Source organism: Pseudomonas sp. PAMC 25886 (genome assembly GCF_000242655.1).
Lineage (GTDB): Bacteria > Pseudomonadota > Gammaproteobacteria > Pseudomonadales > Pseudomonadaceae > Aquipseudomonas.
The window spans coordinates 60,134-76,958 of the sequence record NZ_AHHC01000045.1; the positions used below are offsets into that span (position 1 = coordinate 60,134).

Annotated in this window: 11 protein-coding genes; 7 read left to right on the forward strand and 4 right to left on the reverse strand. The window is 60.0% G+C overall.

Annotation, left to right across the window (positions count from 1 at the left end):
* The first annotated feature begins 126 nt into the window (after positions 1 to 126).
* Positions 127 to 1,749, forward strand: a complete 1,623-nt coding sequence (locus MUM_RS0114335; protein WP_010170865.1) for a methyl-accepting chemotaxis protein — start codon at positions 127 to 129, stop codon at positions 1,747 to 1,749.
* 65 nt (positions 1,750 to 1,814) lie between these two features.
* On the opposite strand, the gene MUM_RS0114340 is transcribed toward MUM_RS0114335, so the two are convergent.
* Both MUM_RS0114340 and MUM_RS0114345 read right to left on the reverse strand, forming a co-directional pair.
* Complete coding sequence (locus MUM_RS0114340) at positions 1,815 to 7,277, reverse strand: WGR domain-containing protein (protein ID WP_010170867.1); 5,463 nt, start codon at positions 7,275 to 7,277, stop codon at positions 1,815 to 1,817.
* Complete coding sequence (locus MUM_RS0114345) at positions 7,265 to 8,467, reverse strand: M48 family metalloprotease (protein ID WP_010170869.1); 1,203 nt, start codon at positions 8,465 to 8,467, stop codon at positions 7,265 to 7,267. The genes MUM_RS0114340 and MUM_RS0114345 overlap by 13 nt, the downstream gene beginning before the upstream one ends.
* 222 nt (positions 8,468 to 8,689) lie before the next feature.
* Here MUM_RS0114345 and MUM_RS0114350 point away from each other — a divergent pair, with 222 nt between their 5' ends.
* A complete protein-coding gene (locus tag MUM_RS0114350) occupies positions 8,690 to 9,298 on the forward strand; it encodes a dTMP kinase (RefSeq protein WP_010170871.1) in 609 nt (202 codons plus the stop codon).
* Between the two features lie 131 nt (positions 9,299 to 9,429).
* Complete coding sequence (locus MUM_RS01000000132535) at positions 9,430 to 10,614, forward strand: GGDEF domain-containing protein (RefSeq protein ID WP_050543209.1); 1,185 nt, start codon at positions 9,430 to 9,432, stop codon at positions 10,612 to 10,614.
* Positions 10,615 to 10,648: 34 nt separating this feature from the next.
* Here MUM_RS01000000132535 and MUM_RS01000000132540 read toward each other — a convergent pair whose 3' ends face one another.
* The gene (locus MUM_RS01000000132540) at positions 10,649 to 11,092 is read right to left on the reverse strand and encodes a hypothetical protein (protein WP_177325000.1); all 444 of its coding nucleotides are present in this window, start codon (positions 11,090 to 11,092) and stop codon (positions 10,649 to 10,651) included.
* Between the two features lie 172 nt (positions 11,093 to 11,264).
* Between MUM_RS01000000132540 and MUM_RS01000000132545 the strand changes: the two genes are divergently transcribed.
* Together MUM_RS01000000132545 and MUM_RS0114370 are read left to right on the forward strand one after the other, a co-directional pair.
* On the forward strand, positions 11,265 to 11,795 hold the full coding sequence (locus tag MUM_RS01000000132545) for an AraC family ligand binding domain-containing protein (protein WP_081480082.1): 531 nt from the start codon (positions 11,265 to 11,267) through the stop codon (positions 11,793 to 11,795).
* A 162-nt stretch (positions 11,796 to 11,957) separates the two neighbouring features.
* On the forward strand, positions 11,958 to 12,878 hold the full coding sequence (locus MUM_RS0114370; RefSeq protein ID WP_202946956.1) for an aldo/keto reductase: 921 nt from the start codon (positions 11,958 to 11,960) through the stop codon (positions 12,876 to 12,878).
* A gap of 148 nt (positions 12,879 to 13,026) precedes the next feature.
* On the opposite strand, the gene MUM_RS0114375 is transcribed toward MUM_RS0114370, so the two are convergent.
* Entirely contained in the window at positions 13,027 to 14,298 is a 1,272-nt protein-coding gene (locus MUM_RS0114375; protein ID WP_032881948.1) for an MFS transporter, read from the reverse strand.
* 243 nt (positions 14,299 to 14,541) lie between these two features.
* On the opposite strand from MUM_RS0114375, the gene MUM_RS0114380 reads away from it, so the two are divergent.
* Both MUM_RS0114380 and MUM_RS0114385 read left to right on the forward strand, forming a co-directional pair.
* Positions 14,542 to 15,669 carry an MFS transporter gene (locus MUM_RS0114380; RefSeq protein WP_010170884.1) on the forward strand — a complete coding sequence of 376 codons (1,128 nt, stop codon included), beginning with the start codon at positions 14,542 to 14,544 and terminating at the stop codon, positions 15,667 to 15,669.
* 55 nt (positions 15,670 to 15,724) lie between these two features.
* Entirely contained in the window at positions 15,725 to 16,822 is a 1,098-nt protein-coding gene (locus tag MUM_RS0114385; RefSeq protein WP_010170885.1) for a substrate-binding domain-containing protein, read from the forward strand.
* The last annotated feature ends 3 nt before the right edge of the window (positions 16,823 to 16,825 follow it).

Consider the following 16,825-nt stretch of genomic DNA (forward strand, 5'->3'; position numbering starts at 1 on the left):
GAGTCTTTGTGCTAAAGGTTTTCGGTTTTCTACCGACAGTAACGGAGGAGGCCAAGTTTTCCGTTCGCCCGATGTTACCTGCCAAGATTGCCGCTAAATGCTTTTCGAACCTGAGCGAAAAAATCCATGTTCTTAAGAAATATACGAATCGCCGCCAGGGCGTTCATCGCTTTTGCCGCTATTGCGCTGCTGAGTGTGTTTCTCGGCCTCTTCGCGTTGAAGCAGATTCGAGAAGTTCAGTTCCAGGCGGCTGACATCCAGAACAACTGGATGCAGCGGGTCAGGATCCTCGCGCTGGCCAATGCATCGCTAGACCGTTTTCGCCTGGGTGAGATGGCACACATCCTGTCTTCAACCAACGCAGACATGCAGACCTACGAAGAAAAATCAGCAGGGCGCCTGAAAATCGTCAAGGAACAATTGACGCAGTACGCGGGATTACTCAGTACGACGGATGAAAGATCACGTCTCGCCGTGTTCAACCAGAGTCTTGATGTTTATGCGAAGAACCATATCGAGATGCTCCGGCTCTCGCGGGCGGGCGATAAAAAGGCTGCCGTAGAGTTTCTCAACAGCATACGAGACAGCTATGAGCAGATGACAAAGAACTTCGATCAACTCATAGACCTTGCCAATAAAGGTGCCGAACAGGCTGGCCAACAGTCTGTAGACGCTTACGAGCATGCCATCGGCGGTATCGCAATCGTGATTCTGCTGGTGAGTGCGGGAACAGTCATTGTTGCCTGGCTGCTGACCCGAAGCATTACCGCGCCCATCATCGAAGCGATGCACGTGGCCGAGACCATTGCCAGAGGCGATCTGACCCAACCCATCAACCCCACCGGTAACGACGAGGCCACACGCTTGCTCAGGGCGCAGGAGGTGATGCGCGATAACCTCGTGCAGACACTCCGGCAGATAACTGGCTCCTCCAACCAACTGGCCGCTGCGGCCGAAGAACTGAATGCTGTCACCGCCGAGGGCAGTCGCGACTTGCGACAACAGCATGGGGAGATTGAGCAGGCAGCCACGGCGGTCACGCAGATGACAACAGCCATTGAAGACGTAGCGAGGAATGCCGCGTCAACTTCCGAGCTTTCACAGGAATCGCGAAACATCGCCTTAAAAGGCCAGCAGCGAATGGTTGAGGCTTTAAATTCGATTCGATCGCTGACACAGGGTGTCGAACTGAGTTCCGAGCAAGTCGGCGGCCTTGCCGATCAAGCCAAGAGTATCGGCAAAGTCCTTGATGTTATTCGGGCGATTGCCGAACAAACCAATCTTTTGGCGCTGAACGCTGCCATCGAGGCCGCACGTGCGGGGGATGCGGGCCGTGGTTTCGCGGTGGTGGCCGACGAAGTGCGTGCCTTGGCACACCGTACGGCCCAATCCACCCAAGAAATTGAGCAGATGATCGGAGGCATCCAGACCGGGACCGCCAACGCCGTCAACACCATGCACGCCAGTAGCAGCATGACTCAGCAGACCCTCGAGTTGGCCGAGCTTGCGCAAAAAGCCTTGGCGGACATTGTTGCAGCCAACGACGAAATCAATGACCGTAACCTGGTGATTACCACCTCGGCTGACGAGCAAGCGCATGTCGCGCGGGCGGTAGATCAGAACCTGCTGAATATTCAGCAACTGTCGATTCAATCCTCAGAGGGTTCCAGCCAAACGACGGCCGCGTCACAGTCTCTTGCAACCCTGGCGTCTGAGCTGAACACAATGGTCAAGCATTTCCAGGTCTGATCAGTCATGGGATCGCCACAGCGCGTTCTGATTGAACGCGCTAATCCCATTCATGCCGGATCTACTCAGAGCGGCTCGGTGTGATTGACCCCTGCCTGCTCTTGATACCCTTTGCGCAGTTTCTCCGCGACCAGCTTCTCTGCTTCGCGCGAAGCTCGCTCGGGGCTGTCGAGGGACTTGATCAGGGTCTGGCCCTTGGTGCCGATGCGGCCGAAGTGCACCACCACCTCTGCCTCGGTGACGCCGATTCGCCAGAACTTGTTGGAGTTGCCTTCACCAAAGGTGAACTCGCGCATCGGGGTCGACGCTTCAGGGGGTGGAGCCGGCTCGACCTCAACCGTTTCCGGTTCGACGTCCGGTTCCGGCTCTGGCAGCGCGGGCGTTTCTTCACCCCGTAGCAGCGCTTCGATGCGATTCAGCACCTCTTCCGGCTCTCGCAGCCAGTCATGGCTGGGCACGTCGATGATCTTCCAGCCGAAGCTGCGCAACACGGTCGGGCGGAAGATATAGCGCTCACGCACGTCAGCTGCGGCCGCCGTATTGCCGTCCAGCAGCACACCAAGGCTGAAGTGTTCACCGCTGGCGTCACTGATCGCCAGGTCGCAGCGGAACTGCGAACGTCCCACATATTCCTGCACCGTATGCCCTCGCTTGCGCAACGCGGCAGCGAGAGCGCTGCGCAGGCTGTCCCTGGGCAGGCTGACCGCAAAGGATTGCTTGGCGCCCGGGTTGAGGTTGGCGAGGATGCCCTGAGAGCGCGGCGCATCTCCGTTGGCACTGGCCTGGGCGAACTGCAGGAACGCGCGCAATGCAGCGGCACCGTCGTTGTGTGTGTTGGTGATGGCCTCTGCCTCAATGCTGGAGACGATCGCCATGCGTTTGCGCGCGCGGCTGAAGATCACATTGAGGCGTTTTTCCCCGCCACGCTGGTTGATCGGGCCGAAGTTCATCAGCATCTTGCCGTTCGGGCCCGGCGCATAGCAGATGCTCAGGATGATTACGTCCCGTTCATCACCCTGCACGTTCTCCAGGTTCTTGACGAACAGGCCATTGAACTGCCCGGCGTCTTCGCGCACGTACTCGCGCTCCAGGCGGGTGGCAAAGGCCGAGTCGCTGGCGGCCAAGTCTTCCAGGGCTTGTTCGATAGCGCCTTGCTGGGCTTCGGAGAAGGCCACAATGCCCAGGCTCAAGCCGGTCTCGCGCTGCAGCAGTTCGCGCACCAGCTGAGCGATATACCGCGCTTCGGCCAGGTTACTACGACCGAGGTAGACGCCATCGCTCATCTTCAAAAAGCTGATGGGGCTGTCGAGCAGCGTGTCGGCACCCTGCGTCACTGCCAGGGCATCCGTGGAGTCCAGGGCGGCATGGGCCGGGGCAGGGCGCTCGATACGCCGGTCGGGGATGGTGATCAGCCGGCCTTCGTAGAACGCCGCGTTGGAAAAGCTGATCAACGCTTCATGCCGGCTGCGGTAGTGCCAGGCCAGCAGGGTCGCCGGCAAATTGCGTGCGGCCTGGCTCAGCAGGCTGTCGGCATCGAGGTTGATTGCAATCTGTTCGCCGTCTTCCATGGCAATCAGTTCGTTATCGTCCTGGTCCCCTGCGCTGGAGAAGAAGTTGGTCGGCGGCAATTGCATCTCGTCACCCACCACGATCACCTGCTGCGCACGGCTCAAGGCCGGCACGGCTTCTTCGCTGGGGATCTGGCTGGCCTCGTCGAAAATCACCACGTCGAAGAGGTCCGGGGTCAGTGGCAGCGTGTCGGATACCGACAGCGGGCTCATCAACCAGATGGGCTTGAGGTCGTTGATCACTCGACCACTGTCGCCACTCGCCATTTCGCGGATGGAGCGGTAGCGCATGGTCTTGCCCAGCTCATGCTCCAGCTCGCGGCGGCCCTTGGCATAGGCTTTCTTGAACTCGCGGGCCTGGGCGTCCAGCTGGGTCACCGACATCGCCGATTGCTTCACATGTTCCAGGAAACGCTGATGCAGCGTGGCGCTGAGCACATGGGCATTGCGCTTGAGCAGGCTGCTTTCCGCCTGGCTGACCTGACGGGCTGCCAGCCCCAGGGCCGGGCCGTCGAAGCGCGCCAGTTGCGGGTTGGCGCGGTACAGGCGGGTGAGGTTTTCCTGGGCAATCAAACCCTCCAGCGCAGGTTGCGCCAGGGCGTGCTGTTGCAGGGCAAACAGGCAGACGGGATCGGCCTGGTGCAGCTCTATGAGCAGGGGCAGGGTGTCGGGCAGTTCGTCGAGTTCTTCACGCAGGTCGCGCAGGTATTCGGCCAGCGCGCCCAGGCTCGGCGCCGGCTCAAACGCACAGTGTTGCGCAACCAGCTCGGCCAGGCGAGCAACCGGCTGTCGCAGGCTGGCTTCCTGGCGCACGCCGGGCAGGGCATTCGGGTTACCGCGCAAGCCTTCGACCCACTGGCGCAACAACGGTGACGTGCTCAGTTGCTGGAGCAGGGCTTGCAGGTTGTGCACGAACAGGTCGATGTCCTGGATACCGTAGCGACTTTGCAGGCGCTGCTGTTCGGCCTGCAACTCGGCGGTGGCGCGGTGTTCGCCGGCCAGGTTGTCGAGCACATTGCGGTAGCTGGGACGGACTGCGTGCTGGCTGAAGTCGTAGCGCCGCTGCAGCTCGCCACGCAGTCGCCACCACGCCGGTTGCAACCATCGCAGCAGCGAGCCTTCCAGGCGCTGCACCAGATCCTGGGCGGCCTGGGTGTCCTGGGGCGCGAGTTTGTGGCGCCAATGGCGGGTGGCTTCACCGGCGCTGTGTTGCTGCACGGTCAGCGTCTGCAACGCCGCTTGTTCGGCGTGCAGCGCCTGGGAGCCCGGTGAGCCCGGTTCCAGCAGGTCGAGGTGCGACGCCAGGTTGGCGCCGGTCAGTTGCTCGGCGGCCTGGGTCAGCACGCACGCATCCGCCAGGCGCGTATCACTGGACAGCAGGCTGGAGGATGACTCCATCAACTGCTCGACACTGTCCATCAACCCGCTGGCTTCATCCAGGAAGGCCTTGAGCTGGCCATAGGCATGCTCGTGGGTAATGAGACTGGAAGCCAGGTGGCTGAAAGGGTGGCGCGCAAAACTGTCGAGGCCGAAGCGCTCGTTGATCGCCTGATACAAGCGACCCGTCAGTTCGTTTTGTGCCTGCCAGCGACGCCAGTCGGGCAAGCGCTCCAGGGCCTCGGGGGGTAACTGTGCAGCCACGGCCGGCAGTTCGATGAGATGCCGCACCAGCTCACGCACGGAGCAGGCCAGGGTCTCCGGCACCCCGGCCATGGCTTGTTCAAAACGCTCGATCAGGCCCAACTGTTGGCTCAGGGTGGCCAATGCAGCGCTGCGTCGGGCCTGCAACTGCGGCGATTGCGCGTCGCCGGCAATCCAGCGCTCATAACACTCGCGCAGGTTGCCCACGAAGTCCTTTTTGTCGGTCTGGGAGTCGTGAATCAGGCAGCACAATTCGCCCAGTTCACTCTGTTGCAGGCGATGGAATACCACGTCCAATGCCGCGCGCTTTTCGCAGACAAACAGCACGCGCAGGCCGCGACCGGCGTAGTCTGCAATCAGGTTGGTGATGGTCTGGGACTTGCCGGTGCCAGGCGGCCCCTGAATGATGAAATTGCGCCCGGTGCGGGCCAGGCTGACAGCGGCGTTCTGCGTAGCGTCGCCGGCCACCACGTTCCATTGTTCCGGCAGCGGGATCGGATCCGGTGATTGGACTTCGACCTCCCGTGGCTCGATGGAAAACATCCGGTCAAACGATTCGTTTTGGGCCGGCTCGTCGATCAACTGCGCGTAGTCGCGCACCAGCGACATCTTGCGGTAGTTGAAGTTGGCCAGGGTGACCTGGGTCAGGTCGATGTCCCAGGCGTATCGATGCCCCTGATTCTCGGGCAGCGCGAAGGTGCTGTTTTCGGTGCTGCTGGCGACCATTTGCGGATGCTGGTCGCGCAGCGACGGCTTGCCGCCAACCGCGAGGCGCAGCGGCAACTGGCTGGGCAACACCTTTTGCTGGAACAGTTGCAGGCCCAGCGGGCGGTAGTCTTCGCGGTCGTAGCTGAAGTCTGGCTTCACCAAAGGCATGGCCGAGCGCTGACGGGCCCGGCGGCGCTGGAAGTGGTGCAGATGCTGCACCGCCTTCTGGTGGATCAATTCGATTTGCGGTTTGCTTTGCAGGCGCAACTCAACGCCAGGCTCGGTCAGTTTGATCTGGCGAGCAATGTCGGCGTGGATGTCTTCCAGCGACGTCTTTTGCAGGTCAACGGTTTCCGGCAACTGGATATCGTAGAGCTGGCGCAACTGATGACGCAGCACCGGGTTGAACTCCGCCTCGGTTTCATCGCACTGCAACATGAACTGGTCGCGCACGCCTTTTTTACGGCTCAACTCCACCGGCAGCCACAGCAGCGGGGTGACGATGCGTTCTTCCGGGGTGTCCTTGAGGTTGTGCCAGCGCATGAAGGCCACCACCAGGCGCAGGTTGCTGAAGCCGAACTCGGCGCGGTCACGGCGAGTTTCCTGGATGATGCGTTCCAGGGACGCCTGCAACCAGGTCTGGTCTTCAAACCGCAGCCATTGCTGCAGGCCAACGGGCTTGCCGCTCAATACCTGCTCGGAGAAACCACCGAGGGTCGGCTGCCAGGTGCACAACGCGTCGGGCCGGATGCTTTCAATCTGCATCACCAGCGGTACGCTGGCCACGGTCAGGTTGACGCTGGCCTGGGTCGGCCGGAAGTACAGCAGGCGATTGCGTCGCGACAGGTCGAACAGGCGGTTGCGCAGGTGCTCCAGCACCACGGTGCGCCGCGAAGCCGGGCCCTCGGCCTGGGCCAGCACGCGCTCCACATCCAGGCTTGCCGGCTGCTCTCGCCAGGATTCCAGGCGCCGGGCCAGGGCGTTCACATCAGTGGCGCGCTGATGCCGGTTGAGCTCGGTCATCTCGACGATCAGGTTAGCCAGCACCGGATTCAGCCGGCCATTGAGCTGGAACAGGTTGCGCCGGTGGCGGGCAAACGTCTTGAGGTCGTTGATATCGGAAAAGTCCAGCCCGCAGGCCAGGCACGCCAGCAACTGGCCGAGCTGAAAAATATCGGTGATTTCGTCGTGATGCCCGAGACGATGCTCCCAGCTGTGCAAGTCCGGCAGGAACACCGGGTGAGCGATAGGCTGGTGCGGGTCTTCCTGAACGTGTAGGTCGGTAATCGCCACGCCCGTTTCCGAATCCCGGGTCAGGCGGACCTTGCCGACGATATTCAGCGCAGACTCCGGGTTGGGTTGCACCTGCTTGATCGCCTCCAGCGCCAGGCGCGGCGGCACGCCCTCGGGGTTACGCAAGTACAGGGTGCGCTCAGGCCCTTGCAGCACATCGAGGAAGCTCAGCTGGGCGACACGCCCAAGCTCATGCAGTTGCGCCACCTGACGCAGCAGCGGCAGCGCCAGGAACAACACGTCGTCGATGGGCACGGCGGCGCCATCGTGGCTCAGCAACAACTGCGTGAACGTGACAGGCTGGGTTATTGGGTCCATGTGTCGACCTCCGCTTTGAGCGCGCGAACGATCGGGTCGAGCTCACGTTTTGGCAATTTGATATCGCGCTTGAGCACGCTGATAAAGTCATCGGCGCTGCCGAGCTTCTTCGCGGTGCGCGCGGCATACAGCAATGCTTCATCACGCAGGTCGCGGTCCACCAGGCTGAGGTCGAGCATGATGAAGTGCAGGTATTCGTGAATGCTTGCATCGATACGTTCGGCATTCAGCGAACCAAGGTCCAGCAGCGTTTCATTGTCCTTCCAGTCGGGAAAAAAGCCACGCACCTGATTGAGCACAACCGCCGACTGCAACACTGCTGCATTGATAAAGCTGGCGATAAAACCGCGGGTGAGGGCGGTCAGCTCCACCTGGTCGGTTACATCCAGGCGGTTGAGCGAGAGCGGCCCGCGTAACCGACGGTGCAGCCAGGCGTCCGTCTCCGGGAGCTGCTGCCACCAACTGTCTACCGCCTGGGAACGCAGAAAAGTCTCCGGGTGCGATATGCCCTGGGACAATTGCGCATCCTTGCCATCCAGCTCGCGGGCCTGCTGCAGATAATTGGCAGCATCGACGCTGACAATCCCGGTGTGAATCTTGACCAGCGAAGTGATGGATGCTTCCGGTCCGCCGGCCACCAGGGCTGCGCCGCGATCGGCATAGATTTCGGTGTGCAGGCTATATAAACGTGCGGTCTGCTCCAGGCTGGCCGGCGTATACACATCGGCCATCGCGTGATTGAGGATTCGCTCGGCGGTGAGAAAGTCACCGTCGTGCTCCGACCATAAACGGTAATGGGCCAGCTCATGCCCCAGCAACGCCAGTAACTCCTGGGCGTCGAGCCGTTCAAGGATCGGCCCGTAGAACACCACATGCACTTCACCGGCCAGGTAATACAGGCTCGCATTCATCGCGCCATCGCCAGCCTGGTAGAGGGTGGCGGGCGCCTGGATCTGCAAGCGCTGCAACGCTGTTTCGCACGCCTGGTAGGCCTGCGGGTGGGTTTCAGGGCTCAGGCGGTAGGTGTCTCGCAGCAATTGCGCGCGCACATCCTGGGCATGTTCCTGCTGAACCCCCAGGGATGAGGCCCAGTCCCATACGGCAGGTTCACGGGTTTTCAGGTACTCGACCACCTGTTGGTGGTAAGGCAGAGGCGTCAGGCTGCTGATGTCCAGCGCGGGGGTGCTCATCGTTCGAACGTCCTTGAGGATACGGCTCCATAAACTGCGCCTGGGCAGCAGAGGCGTGGGCTGGCATCCCGGTATCAGTGGTCGGCAATAAACGCGGAGCATACCTAGGAAGGGCAGAGACGTCATTTAAATAGGGACAGGCCGTCACCCAGGGTTTTGAGAACCCTCAGCCAGCAATTCAGATAGAGTTCACCGATTCCCCCCTCAATCATTAGTTGAAGTATGAATCGTCCGCTGTTTGTTTCTCTGGATGGGCCCAAGGGGACCGGCAAAACCACGTTGTTGGAAGCCGTGACGAAAGTCCTGAGGGCAGACAACAAAACAGTGATCCGGCTGTGCGAGAAAAAAAGTGATCCCCATCGGGCTGAAACAATGGCCCTGGTTAACCAACTCGTCAGAAACCCCAGCCGGGCGTTGGAGTGGGAGGTGTGTGAGCGATTGGCCGATAGCCGTGCCTGGATTTCCCGGCACGTGCTCCCTAAACAGCCACCCGGCAGCATCGTCTTGATTGATCGCTGGTACCCGTCTGATGCGGCGTTTCGCCGGACGATCCCGTTTGCGGAAATTCTACGGTTGAATATTGATCGAAACGTGCGAGTGCCAGACCTGCATGTCGGGGTTGTGACCACGCCTGACGTTTCATGGGCGAGGGCGGCGGCACGCCGGCGTGGGCTGGGCAGTACGGTAATCCATCAGTTGGCAGAACAGGTCGCATGTACCCAGGCGTTCGAGCAAGCGATTGCCGATAACGGTTGGGTGTTATGCCGTAATGAAGGAATGGTCGAAGACGCAACGATGCAGGTGGTGGCTGCGATACGTCACCTCGAATAACGCTGCTCTAGCAACGTGCAAGCGGTATACAGGGGAGGGCAGACGTTGTCATTCTCGACAGTCAGCCCTGTTTGGCCCGTTCAACTAAACTGGCGAGCAACACACTTCCTGCCAGCGCTCGGTGAGACGCCATGATCGCTCATACCCCCACACTTTTCGCCTGTGTTGCCCTGGTGGCGACGATAATGGCGTTTTGTTTGATTCTGGTCGGCCAGTTCAATCAGCGTGACGGTTTGCTGACCATTGGCTGTGGCCTGTTGGCGCATGCCCTTGCCTATGTGGGTTACACCTTGTATGGCCATGCACCGTTGTGGTTTACCTACGGCGCCGCCAACACACTGCTAGCGGTGGCCCTGGCCTTTTATGGGGCCAGTGTATTCAGGATTGTTGAGTTGCCGGTCTCCTGGTGGCGGGTATTCGCGCCAGCGGCGTTGATGCTGCTGTTGATGGTCGGCCTGATCGACACCCTGGAACCGCGAATGCTCGCGGCCACACTGGTCTTGATGGTGCAGTGCACATTGATCATCTACTGGACCCGCCGCTACGTCCCCGCCCTGGGGCGGGCACGGATGCTGTTGATCATCGGGTCGAGCATCAGCCTGATTGGCTTGGGCATGCGGGTGGTGGCCGTGCTGGGCGGAGGGGCTGCCGAGATGCGTTACGACGTCAGCAACCTCAAGCAAACCATCTCGGTCAGTATCGGCACCTTCACCGCAATGATGATCTCCCTCGGCTTGGTGTTGTTGTCCAAAGAGCGCAGTGAATCCTTGCTTCAGCACATGGCGTTGCGTGATGTGCTGACGGGCATCCTTAACCGTCGGGCGATCCTTGATCAGTTCTCCACAGAGCTGGAACGCGCGCGCCGCGACGGTTCCTGCCTGGCGGTGGCGATGGTCGACATCGATCACTTCAAACAGATCAATGACCGGTATGGCCACCTGGCGGGGGACGAAGTGATTTGTCACTGCGTTAACCACCTCACCCAGCGCCTTCGTCAATCCGACAGCATTGGCCGTTATGGTGGCGAGGAGTTTCTGTTATTGCTGCCTGGCACTGACTCAGAAGGCGCCATTGCCGCACTGGATACACTGCGCGCCTCGTTGGCCGAGTCGCCGGCTTACTACGGTGATTCAACCATCTCACTGCGCATCAGCATCGGTGTTTGCTGCGGGGTGCCTGATGAAGGCGACACCACAGCGAGCCTGCTTGCCAGGGCGGACGCGGCGCTTTATGAAGCCAAGGGCTTGGGGCGCAATACCTTGCGGTTGGCGCCGCCGTATTTCCAGCCGAGTGAAGCGCCGCTCAGTTCTGCATGAATGCCCAGAAAGCCTGGCGTATCAGCGAGGCCCTTCACGCTGCCGCCGTCTGGAGCTTTTCCTGGGTGGCGGGCTTGAGAATCGGCGTTAAGCAGAACATCAGGATGGTGACACCAAAAAGGGTCGCGTAGGACAAGGTATAGCTACCCGAGTGGTCGCGCAAAGCACCGAAACAGAGCGGCCCAAGTGCCGCGATCAGATAGCCAATGAACAGCATGAAGACCGTCCAGGCACCTGCTTGCTCGGGTGAGTCAACGTTATCCAGCGCCAGCGTCATTGCGACCGTGAAGCCCATCCCAAGACCGACTGCTGCCAGAACTACATACGCGCCAGGGGCCAGCGTCGGCGCAAGCCACATACCCGCCATGCCAAGGCCTGCGACCAAAGAAGAGAAGCCCAGCAGTGGACGACGATCGTGTGCTTTACCTGGGACCATCCCGGCGCCGACGCTTGCCAATGCAAAAACCGCGGTGAACAAGCCAAGCAGCACGCCCGGGGGCAGGTGCGTTACCGCCGTTTCAGACGATGCAGGAGCAAGCCACGCGAACCGGGCCTTTGGATACGAAATGCGTACTCATCCAGACCCAGCTGAAGTGACAAATGTCGGCATGTGTATGGGCTGACCGAAGTGATCCATGGAGGAGGGTGGTGTGACGCGAGAAATTCGTACAGTCGCTGTTTGTGAGGCGAGTCCTGAACGCAGCGAAGATTACCTGGACTACCGTGATGTTCCCCGGCAAATGACGGTCCTGGTTCGAAATCAACACTCCGGCGAATACAATGAGCCACACACGCACAAGCACGGGCAGGTGCTTTATGCGTCCAGTGGCGTCATGCGTGTTGCCGCGCAAAATGGACTGTGGTTCCTGCCGCCGAAAAGAGCGCTGTGGATCCCTGCGGGCGTTGTGCATGACCAACTGATGCTCAGTCCGGTCAAGCTCCGTTCGGTTTATATCGATCCAGAGGCATCACAGGCATTCGGCGCCGAGTGCAAGGTGCTTGAAGTCTCAGTGATGTTGCGTGAGCTGATTCTGGCCTTGGCAGACCAGCCGGTCGAATATCCTCAGAACGTTCGCAATGCGCACATTGTGGGGTTGATCCTCAGCGAGCTTGAATTGTCGCGCAGCTTGTTCCGACGGATAATGGGCGAGTCGCCTAGAGAGTTCTTGATCAGGGGATAGCGGCGAGCCAATCGCTTGTTTACGAGAACATCCCCACGCCACGTGCGGGCTTTCCACAATGAAATAATCTTCGGATCAACGCTGGACTCAGTGAAAAGCTGAACTTATTCAATCAGCCTGCCTGCTTAATAGGCGCTATTTACCGCATAGAGGGGAATGTTAATGGATGTCTCACCACGAATATCGCTCACGTCTCAAGGACCGGAGTTTTCTCGAATCGTGTATGGCATGTGGCGCTTGAACGAGTGGTCTCTATCGGTCCGCGAACGCCAGGAACTTATTGAGGCAGCACTCGAACTGGGTGTGACGAGCTTCGATCACGCGGACATTTACGGTGGCTATCAGTCCGAAGAATTGTTTGGTGAAGCGCTCGCTGCAGCACCGCACTTGCGCAAACACATGCAACTTGTCAGCAAGTGTGGAATCAAGCTGATCTCTTCTCGGCGACCAGAGCATCGACTCAAGAGTTACGACACGAGCTTCAGTCACATTGTCGCGTCAGCCGAAAGCTCACTACGAGCCCTGCGCACCGAGTACCTTGACTTACTATTAATACATCGTCCTGATCCGTTGATGGATGCAGATGAAGTTGCACGCGCATTCATGGTGTTACGCCAGGAGGGAAAAGTTCGCCATTTCGGCGTGTCGAATTTCTCACCGGCCCAGTTTAGTCTGCTCCAGGACCGGTTGGCCGCCAATGGTATGACATTGGTCACGAATCAGGTCGAATGCTCATTGCTGCACCTGGCCCCTGTCTACGATGGGACGTTTGACCAAGCTCAACAGTTGAAGTGCGCTCCAATACTGTGGTCGCCACTCGCCGGCGGGAGTCTTTTTACCGATTCAGGCCCTGTGGCCAAGCGAATCAGGGAAAGCCTGACACGCATAGGAGAGCAATTAGGAGAGTCTGCAACAACGGTTCTTATGGCGTGGTTGCTTGCGTTGCCATGCCAACCGTTGCCCATTGTAGGATCGAGACGTCTCGATGTTTTACGTGAATCAGTACGCGCTTGCCAGCTGGCCATTACGAAAGATCACTGGTTCGAACTTTTGCTCGCGGCACAGGGGACCGAAGTACCGTAATGAGTGGTGAAGGTCGAGAGCCTTTGATGTAGATGAAGGTGTCTCCCGTCGGTAGCAATCGGGAATTGCAGGTGCAACCTTGCACCGTTCGGAATGCTGCTCAGGGGGCATCATATTACTCGCGAATTGAGGCTGCTCATTGCCCCTCTCAGCTAGGTGATGCGTCGATTTGTGGATTTCCACAGGTAACGCTTTGTCTCGGCGCACGTATCAGCAGTGGCCCGAGCATTGCCATTAAAGCGAGCATCACCAGTGGGAAAAACATCAACTTGCCCAGGCCGAAGTTGCTCACGATCACCGTGATCACAGCAGGGCCCGCCAGCATTCCGGAAAAGCCGATGCAGTTGACGATCCCGATGTTGCGCCCGGCATGTGCCGGATCTCGGCGCCCGGCGGCGGAGATCATCAACGGTGCGATGCACGAAAGGCCGAGGCCAAACATCGCGAAACCGATAATGCCGGTGACGGCCGTGCTGCCCAAAATTGTGACGACCATTCCGAGTATGCACAGCGTGCCGCATCCAAACACCACCTGCGCATTACCGAGCGCAGCGGCCAGGCGGTCGCCAAAAAGGCGCCCCACGAATGACGCACCAACGAACAGTGAGACCGCCATGCCTGCGGTCGAGGTGGTGGTCTCGAACTCCCGGCGAATGTATTCCTGGCCCCAGTCGGCAATTGCGTTTTCGCCCATCATGCTGCCCAGCAGCAAGGTGCCGAGAGCGATCATCACCAGCAGCGTCTTGGCTGAAGGGCCCTTGCCGGTTTCGTCCCGGGACTGAGTGCCGGCTTGCCAGTCGTCAAGCCGGGCGTCGGGCACATCATGCTTGCCCAGCAACCATCGGCTGAACACGCAGCCAAGAATGAACATCGCCAGGCCCAGTACGGTGTAGGGCACCAGCACGCTGTCGGTGTAGAACCGGGTCAGCCAACTGCATGCCATGCCCAGCAGGAAGCCGCCCAGGGAATAGAAGGCATGGAAGCCGGACATGATTGAGCGTCGATAAAACCGTTCAACCTGCACGCCGTGGGCATTCAAGGCGGTATCCAGGGCACCGCGCAACAGCCCCAGCGCAGAGCCGAAACATAGCGCAAACCAGAAACCGTTGACGAAGCCCAGCGGGATAATCGAAAGGGGATAGGCGAGGGCGCCAACGGTAATGACCGGCTTGGCGCCGAAGGTGTCCAGCAGCCGCCCCACCAGCAGCGCACCGGTTGCGGAGCCGACACCGACCCCGAGGGCAATCAGGCCGAAACTCGAATCCCCGAGCTCTCCCGTCAAGCCAAGCTGGGTCCTGAATACGCTCACGCCGGTGGACCAGATGTACATCATGGCGCCAATCATCATGAAGCCGAGAAAGGTGGCGATACGCGCCTTGCGAATACGCGGGGGGATCGGGGTTTTCTGGAAAGTGCTTATCACGCTGCATGGTCCCTTTTGTTTTTGTGGGGTGGTTATGCAATTTTGAGTTATACGAATAACCTTGCGAAAGTAAAACCTGCACCCTATGGGCTGTCAATGCTTTATCAATCCAGAATATGTAACAGTAACAAGGCAGTGGCTGGCGCTTGAGTTTTAAGTTATACGTATAACTCTAACTGTCCAGGTATTGGGGTTTCCGTGTCGTCTCAAGAGTTGTTGTTGCCGTGCTCCACGCCGCACATGTCGGCCTACCGCTTGACGTTTCTGCTGTCCGGCCTGTGCATGGGCGCCTGGGCGCCGCTGGTTCCCTATGCGCGCAGTCGGGCCGGGGTGGACGACGGCGCATTGGGCATCCTGTTGCTGTGCCTGGGCCTGGGCTCACTGGTGATGATGCCGCTGGCGGGCATTCTGAACGCCCGTAAAGGCTGCCGCTTTACCATGCACATCGGGATCACTCTGGTATTCCTGACGCTGCCTCTGCTGGCGACCACCCATTCATTCATAGGCTTGATGTTTGCCCTGACCGTGTTCGGTGCCGGGTGCGGCGCGGTCGATGTGACGATGAACGTGCAAGGCGTGATGGTTGAGCGCGCGACAGGCCGGTCGCTGATGTCGGGCTTTCATGGCCTTTTCAGCCTGGGCACGATCGTCAGTGCGGCGGGAATCACCGCGCTGCTCTGGCTAGGCGCCACGCCGTTGCTGGCCAGCAGCGCAGTGATGGCGGCATTGGCTGCGTTTGTCCTGAGTTACGGGCGCCAGATGCTCGGGCGCAGCGGCGAAGAGGGCAGCCCGATCTTTGTGCGGCCCACGCGTAAAGTCCTGGTGCTGGGCGTGCTGTGCCTGTTCGCGTTCCTGGCCGAAGGTGCGATTCTCGACTGGAGCGCGGTGTTCCTGACCCAGGTGCGTGATGTAGAACCTTCCATTGCAGGCCTGGGTTACGCCTGCTTCGCCGTGATGATGGCGTTGGGGCGCTTGAGTGGCGACCGGATTCTGCTCAAACTCGGTGCCCGCACGGTGCTGGTGGGCGGCGGTTTGATTGTGATCCTTGGGTTCCTCACGGTGGTGCTCGCGACGAACTGGCTGGTGAACCTGGTGGGCTTTGCCGTCATTGGTATCGGTTTGGCCAACATCGCGCCGGTCTACCTGTCCCTGGCGGGCGCACAAAAGACCATGCCGGGGGAGTTGGCGATTGCCGCGGCCACCAGCCTCGGTTATCTGGGTATCCTGATGGGCCCCGCGGTGATCGGCTTGTTCGCCCACGCGACGAATCTATCCTGGGCGCTGCTGGCGGTTGCCTCGCTGATGGTCGCAATCATGTTCAGTGCCACACGACTGGTTCCGAAGGTTTCCCCTCAACGGGTACACTGAGCGTCTGTTTTTTCATGACCTCGCATGAGGTTTCAAAAGGATTGGGAAGCAAGCGATGGCCGTTTCAATGAAAGACGTAGCACTGGCAGCAGGGGTGTCCCAGCCTGCGGTGTCTTACGCCTACAACCGACCTTCCAAACTGTCCCCGGCCCAGCGCGAGCATATCCTCGAGGTGGCCGCTTCATTGGGCTACCCGGGCCCCAATGTGCTGGGCCGCAGCCTGCGCTCGGGCAAGATCGGCGCCATCGGGTTGATGATGATGGACAAGTTGTCCCTGGCCTTTGCCGACCCGTGCACCATCGCCATGCTGCGCGGCATCAGCGAAGTGGGCGAGCTGGAAAACGTCGCACTGACACTGTTTCCGCTCAACAACAACCGCCTGGTGGGTCGCGGCCAGGCAGCGAGCCACAGCAGTCTGGCCTTGCGCGGGTTGGTGGATGGCCTGATTATCTCGACCCTGCCCGATGATCACCCGGCGGTGCTGGCCGTGGTGAAGCACAGTATTCCGTTCGTGGTGATCGACTCGCCGCTGGTAGAGAATTCTTTTTTTGTCGGCATCGACGATCGCGGCGCGGCTCGCACGCAAATGCAGCATCTGCTGGACCTGGGCCACCGCAAGATCGGCGTCATCATTGATCGCCTCAACCCGGACGGTTATCGCGGCCCGATCGACCTGCAACGCTTCAAGAGCGCCAGCGAGCGAATTGTTCGCGAGCGCCTTACCGGTTACGTGGAGGCGGCCACTGCTGCCGGCCTGGCGTTCGAAGACCTCAGCGTGATCGAGGCCGGCGGGCTGGACTCCACATCGGGGCAGGCCGCAGCGTTTACGTTGCTGACCTCCAACGAAGTCACGGCGGTGGTAGCGTGTTCGGACGTGATGGCGATTGCCTGCATGAAAACCGCACACGCCCTCAATCGCCAGGTCCCGGAGACCCTTTCGGTGATTGGTTTTGATGATATCCCCGAGGCGGTGCAGCTCGGTTTGACTACCATTGCCCAGCCTATGGTGGAGAAGGGCGTATACGCCGCACGCTTGCTGACCGAGCAACTGAATGCCCCGGCCGATGAGCCGCTTGCGCCCGAGCAGAAGATTTTCGCCACCAAGCTGGTGGTGCGCACCTCGACTCGCAGTCTCCAGCCGGCAGACGTCTGATCC

Excerpts from the sequence above, each read along its gene's own strand:
- MUM_RS0114335 (WP_010170865.1), top strand. The coding sequence starts at position 127 with ATGTTCTTAAGAAATATACGAATCGCCGCCAGGGCGTTCATCGCTTTT.
- MUM_RS0114340 (WP_010170867.1), bottom strand. The coding sequence starts at position 7,277 with ATGGACCCAATAACCCAGCCTGTCACGTTCACGCAGTTGTTGCTGAGC.
- MUM_RS0114345 (WP_010170869.1), bottom strand. The coding sequence starts at position 8,467 with ATGAGCACCCCCGCGCTGGACATCAGCAGCCTGACGCCTCTGCCTTAC.
- MUM_RS0114350 (WP_010170871.1), top strand. The coding sequence starts at position 8,690 with ATGAATCGTCCGCTGTTTGTTTCTCTGGATGGGCCCAAGGGGACCGGC.
- MUM_RS01000000132535 (WP_050543209.1), top strand. The coding sequence starts at position 9,430 with ATGATCGCTCATACCCCCACACTTTTCGCCTGTGTTGCCCTGGTGGCG.
- MUM_RS0114370 (WP_202946956.1), top strand. The coding sequence starts at position 11,958 with ATGGATGTCTCACCACGAATATCGCTCACGTCTCAAGGACCGGAGTTT.
- MUM_RS0114380 (WP_010170884.1), top strand. The coding sequence starts at position 14,542 with ATGTCGGCCTACCGCTTGACGTTTCTGCTGTCCGGCCTGTGCATGGGC.
- MUM_RS0114385 (WP_010170885.1), top strand. The coding sequence starts at position 15,725 with ATGGCCGTTTCAATGAAAGACGTAGCACTGGCAGCAGGGGTGTCCCAG.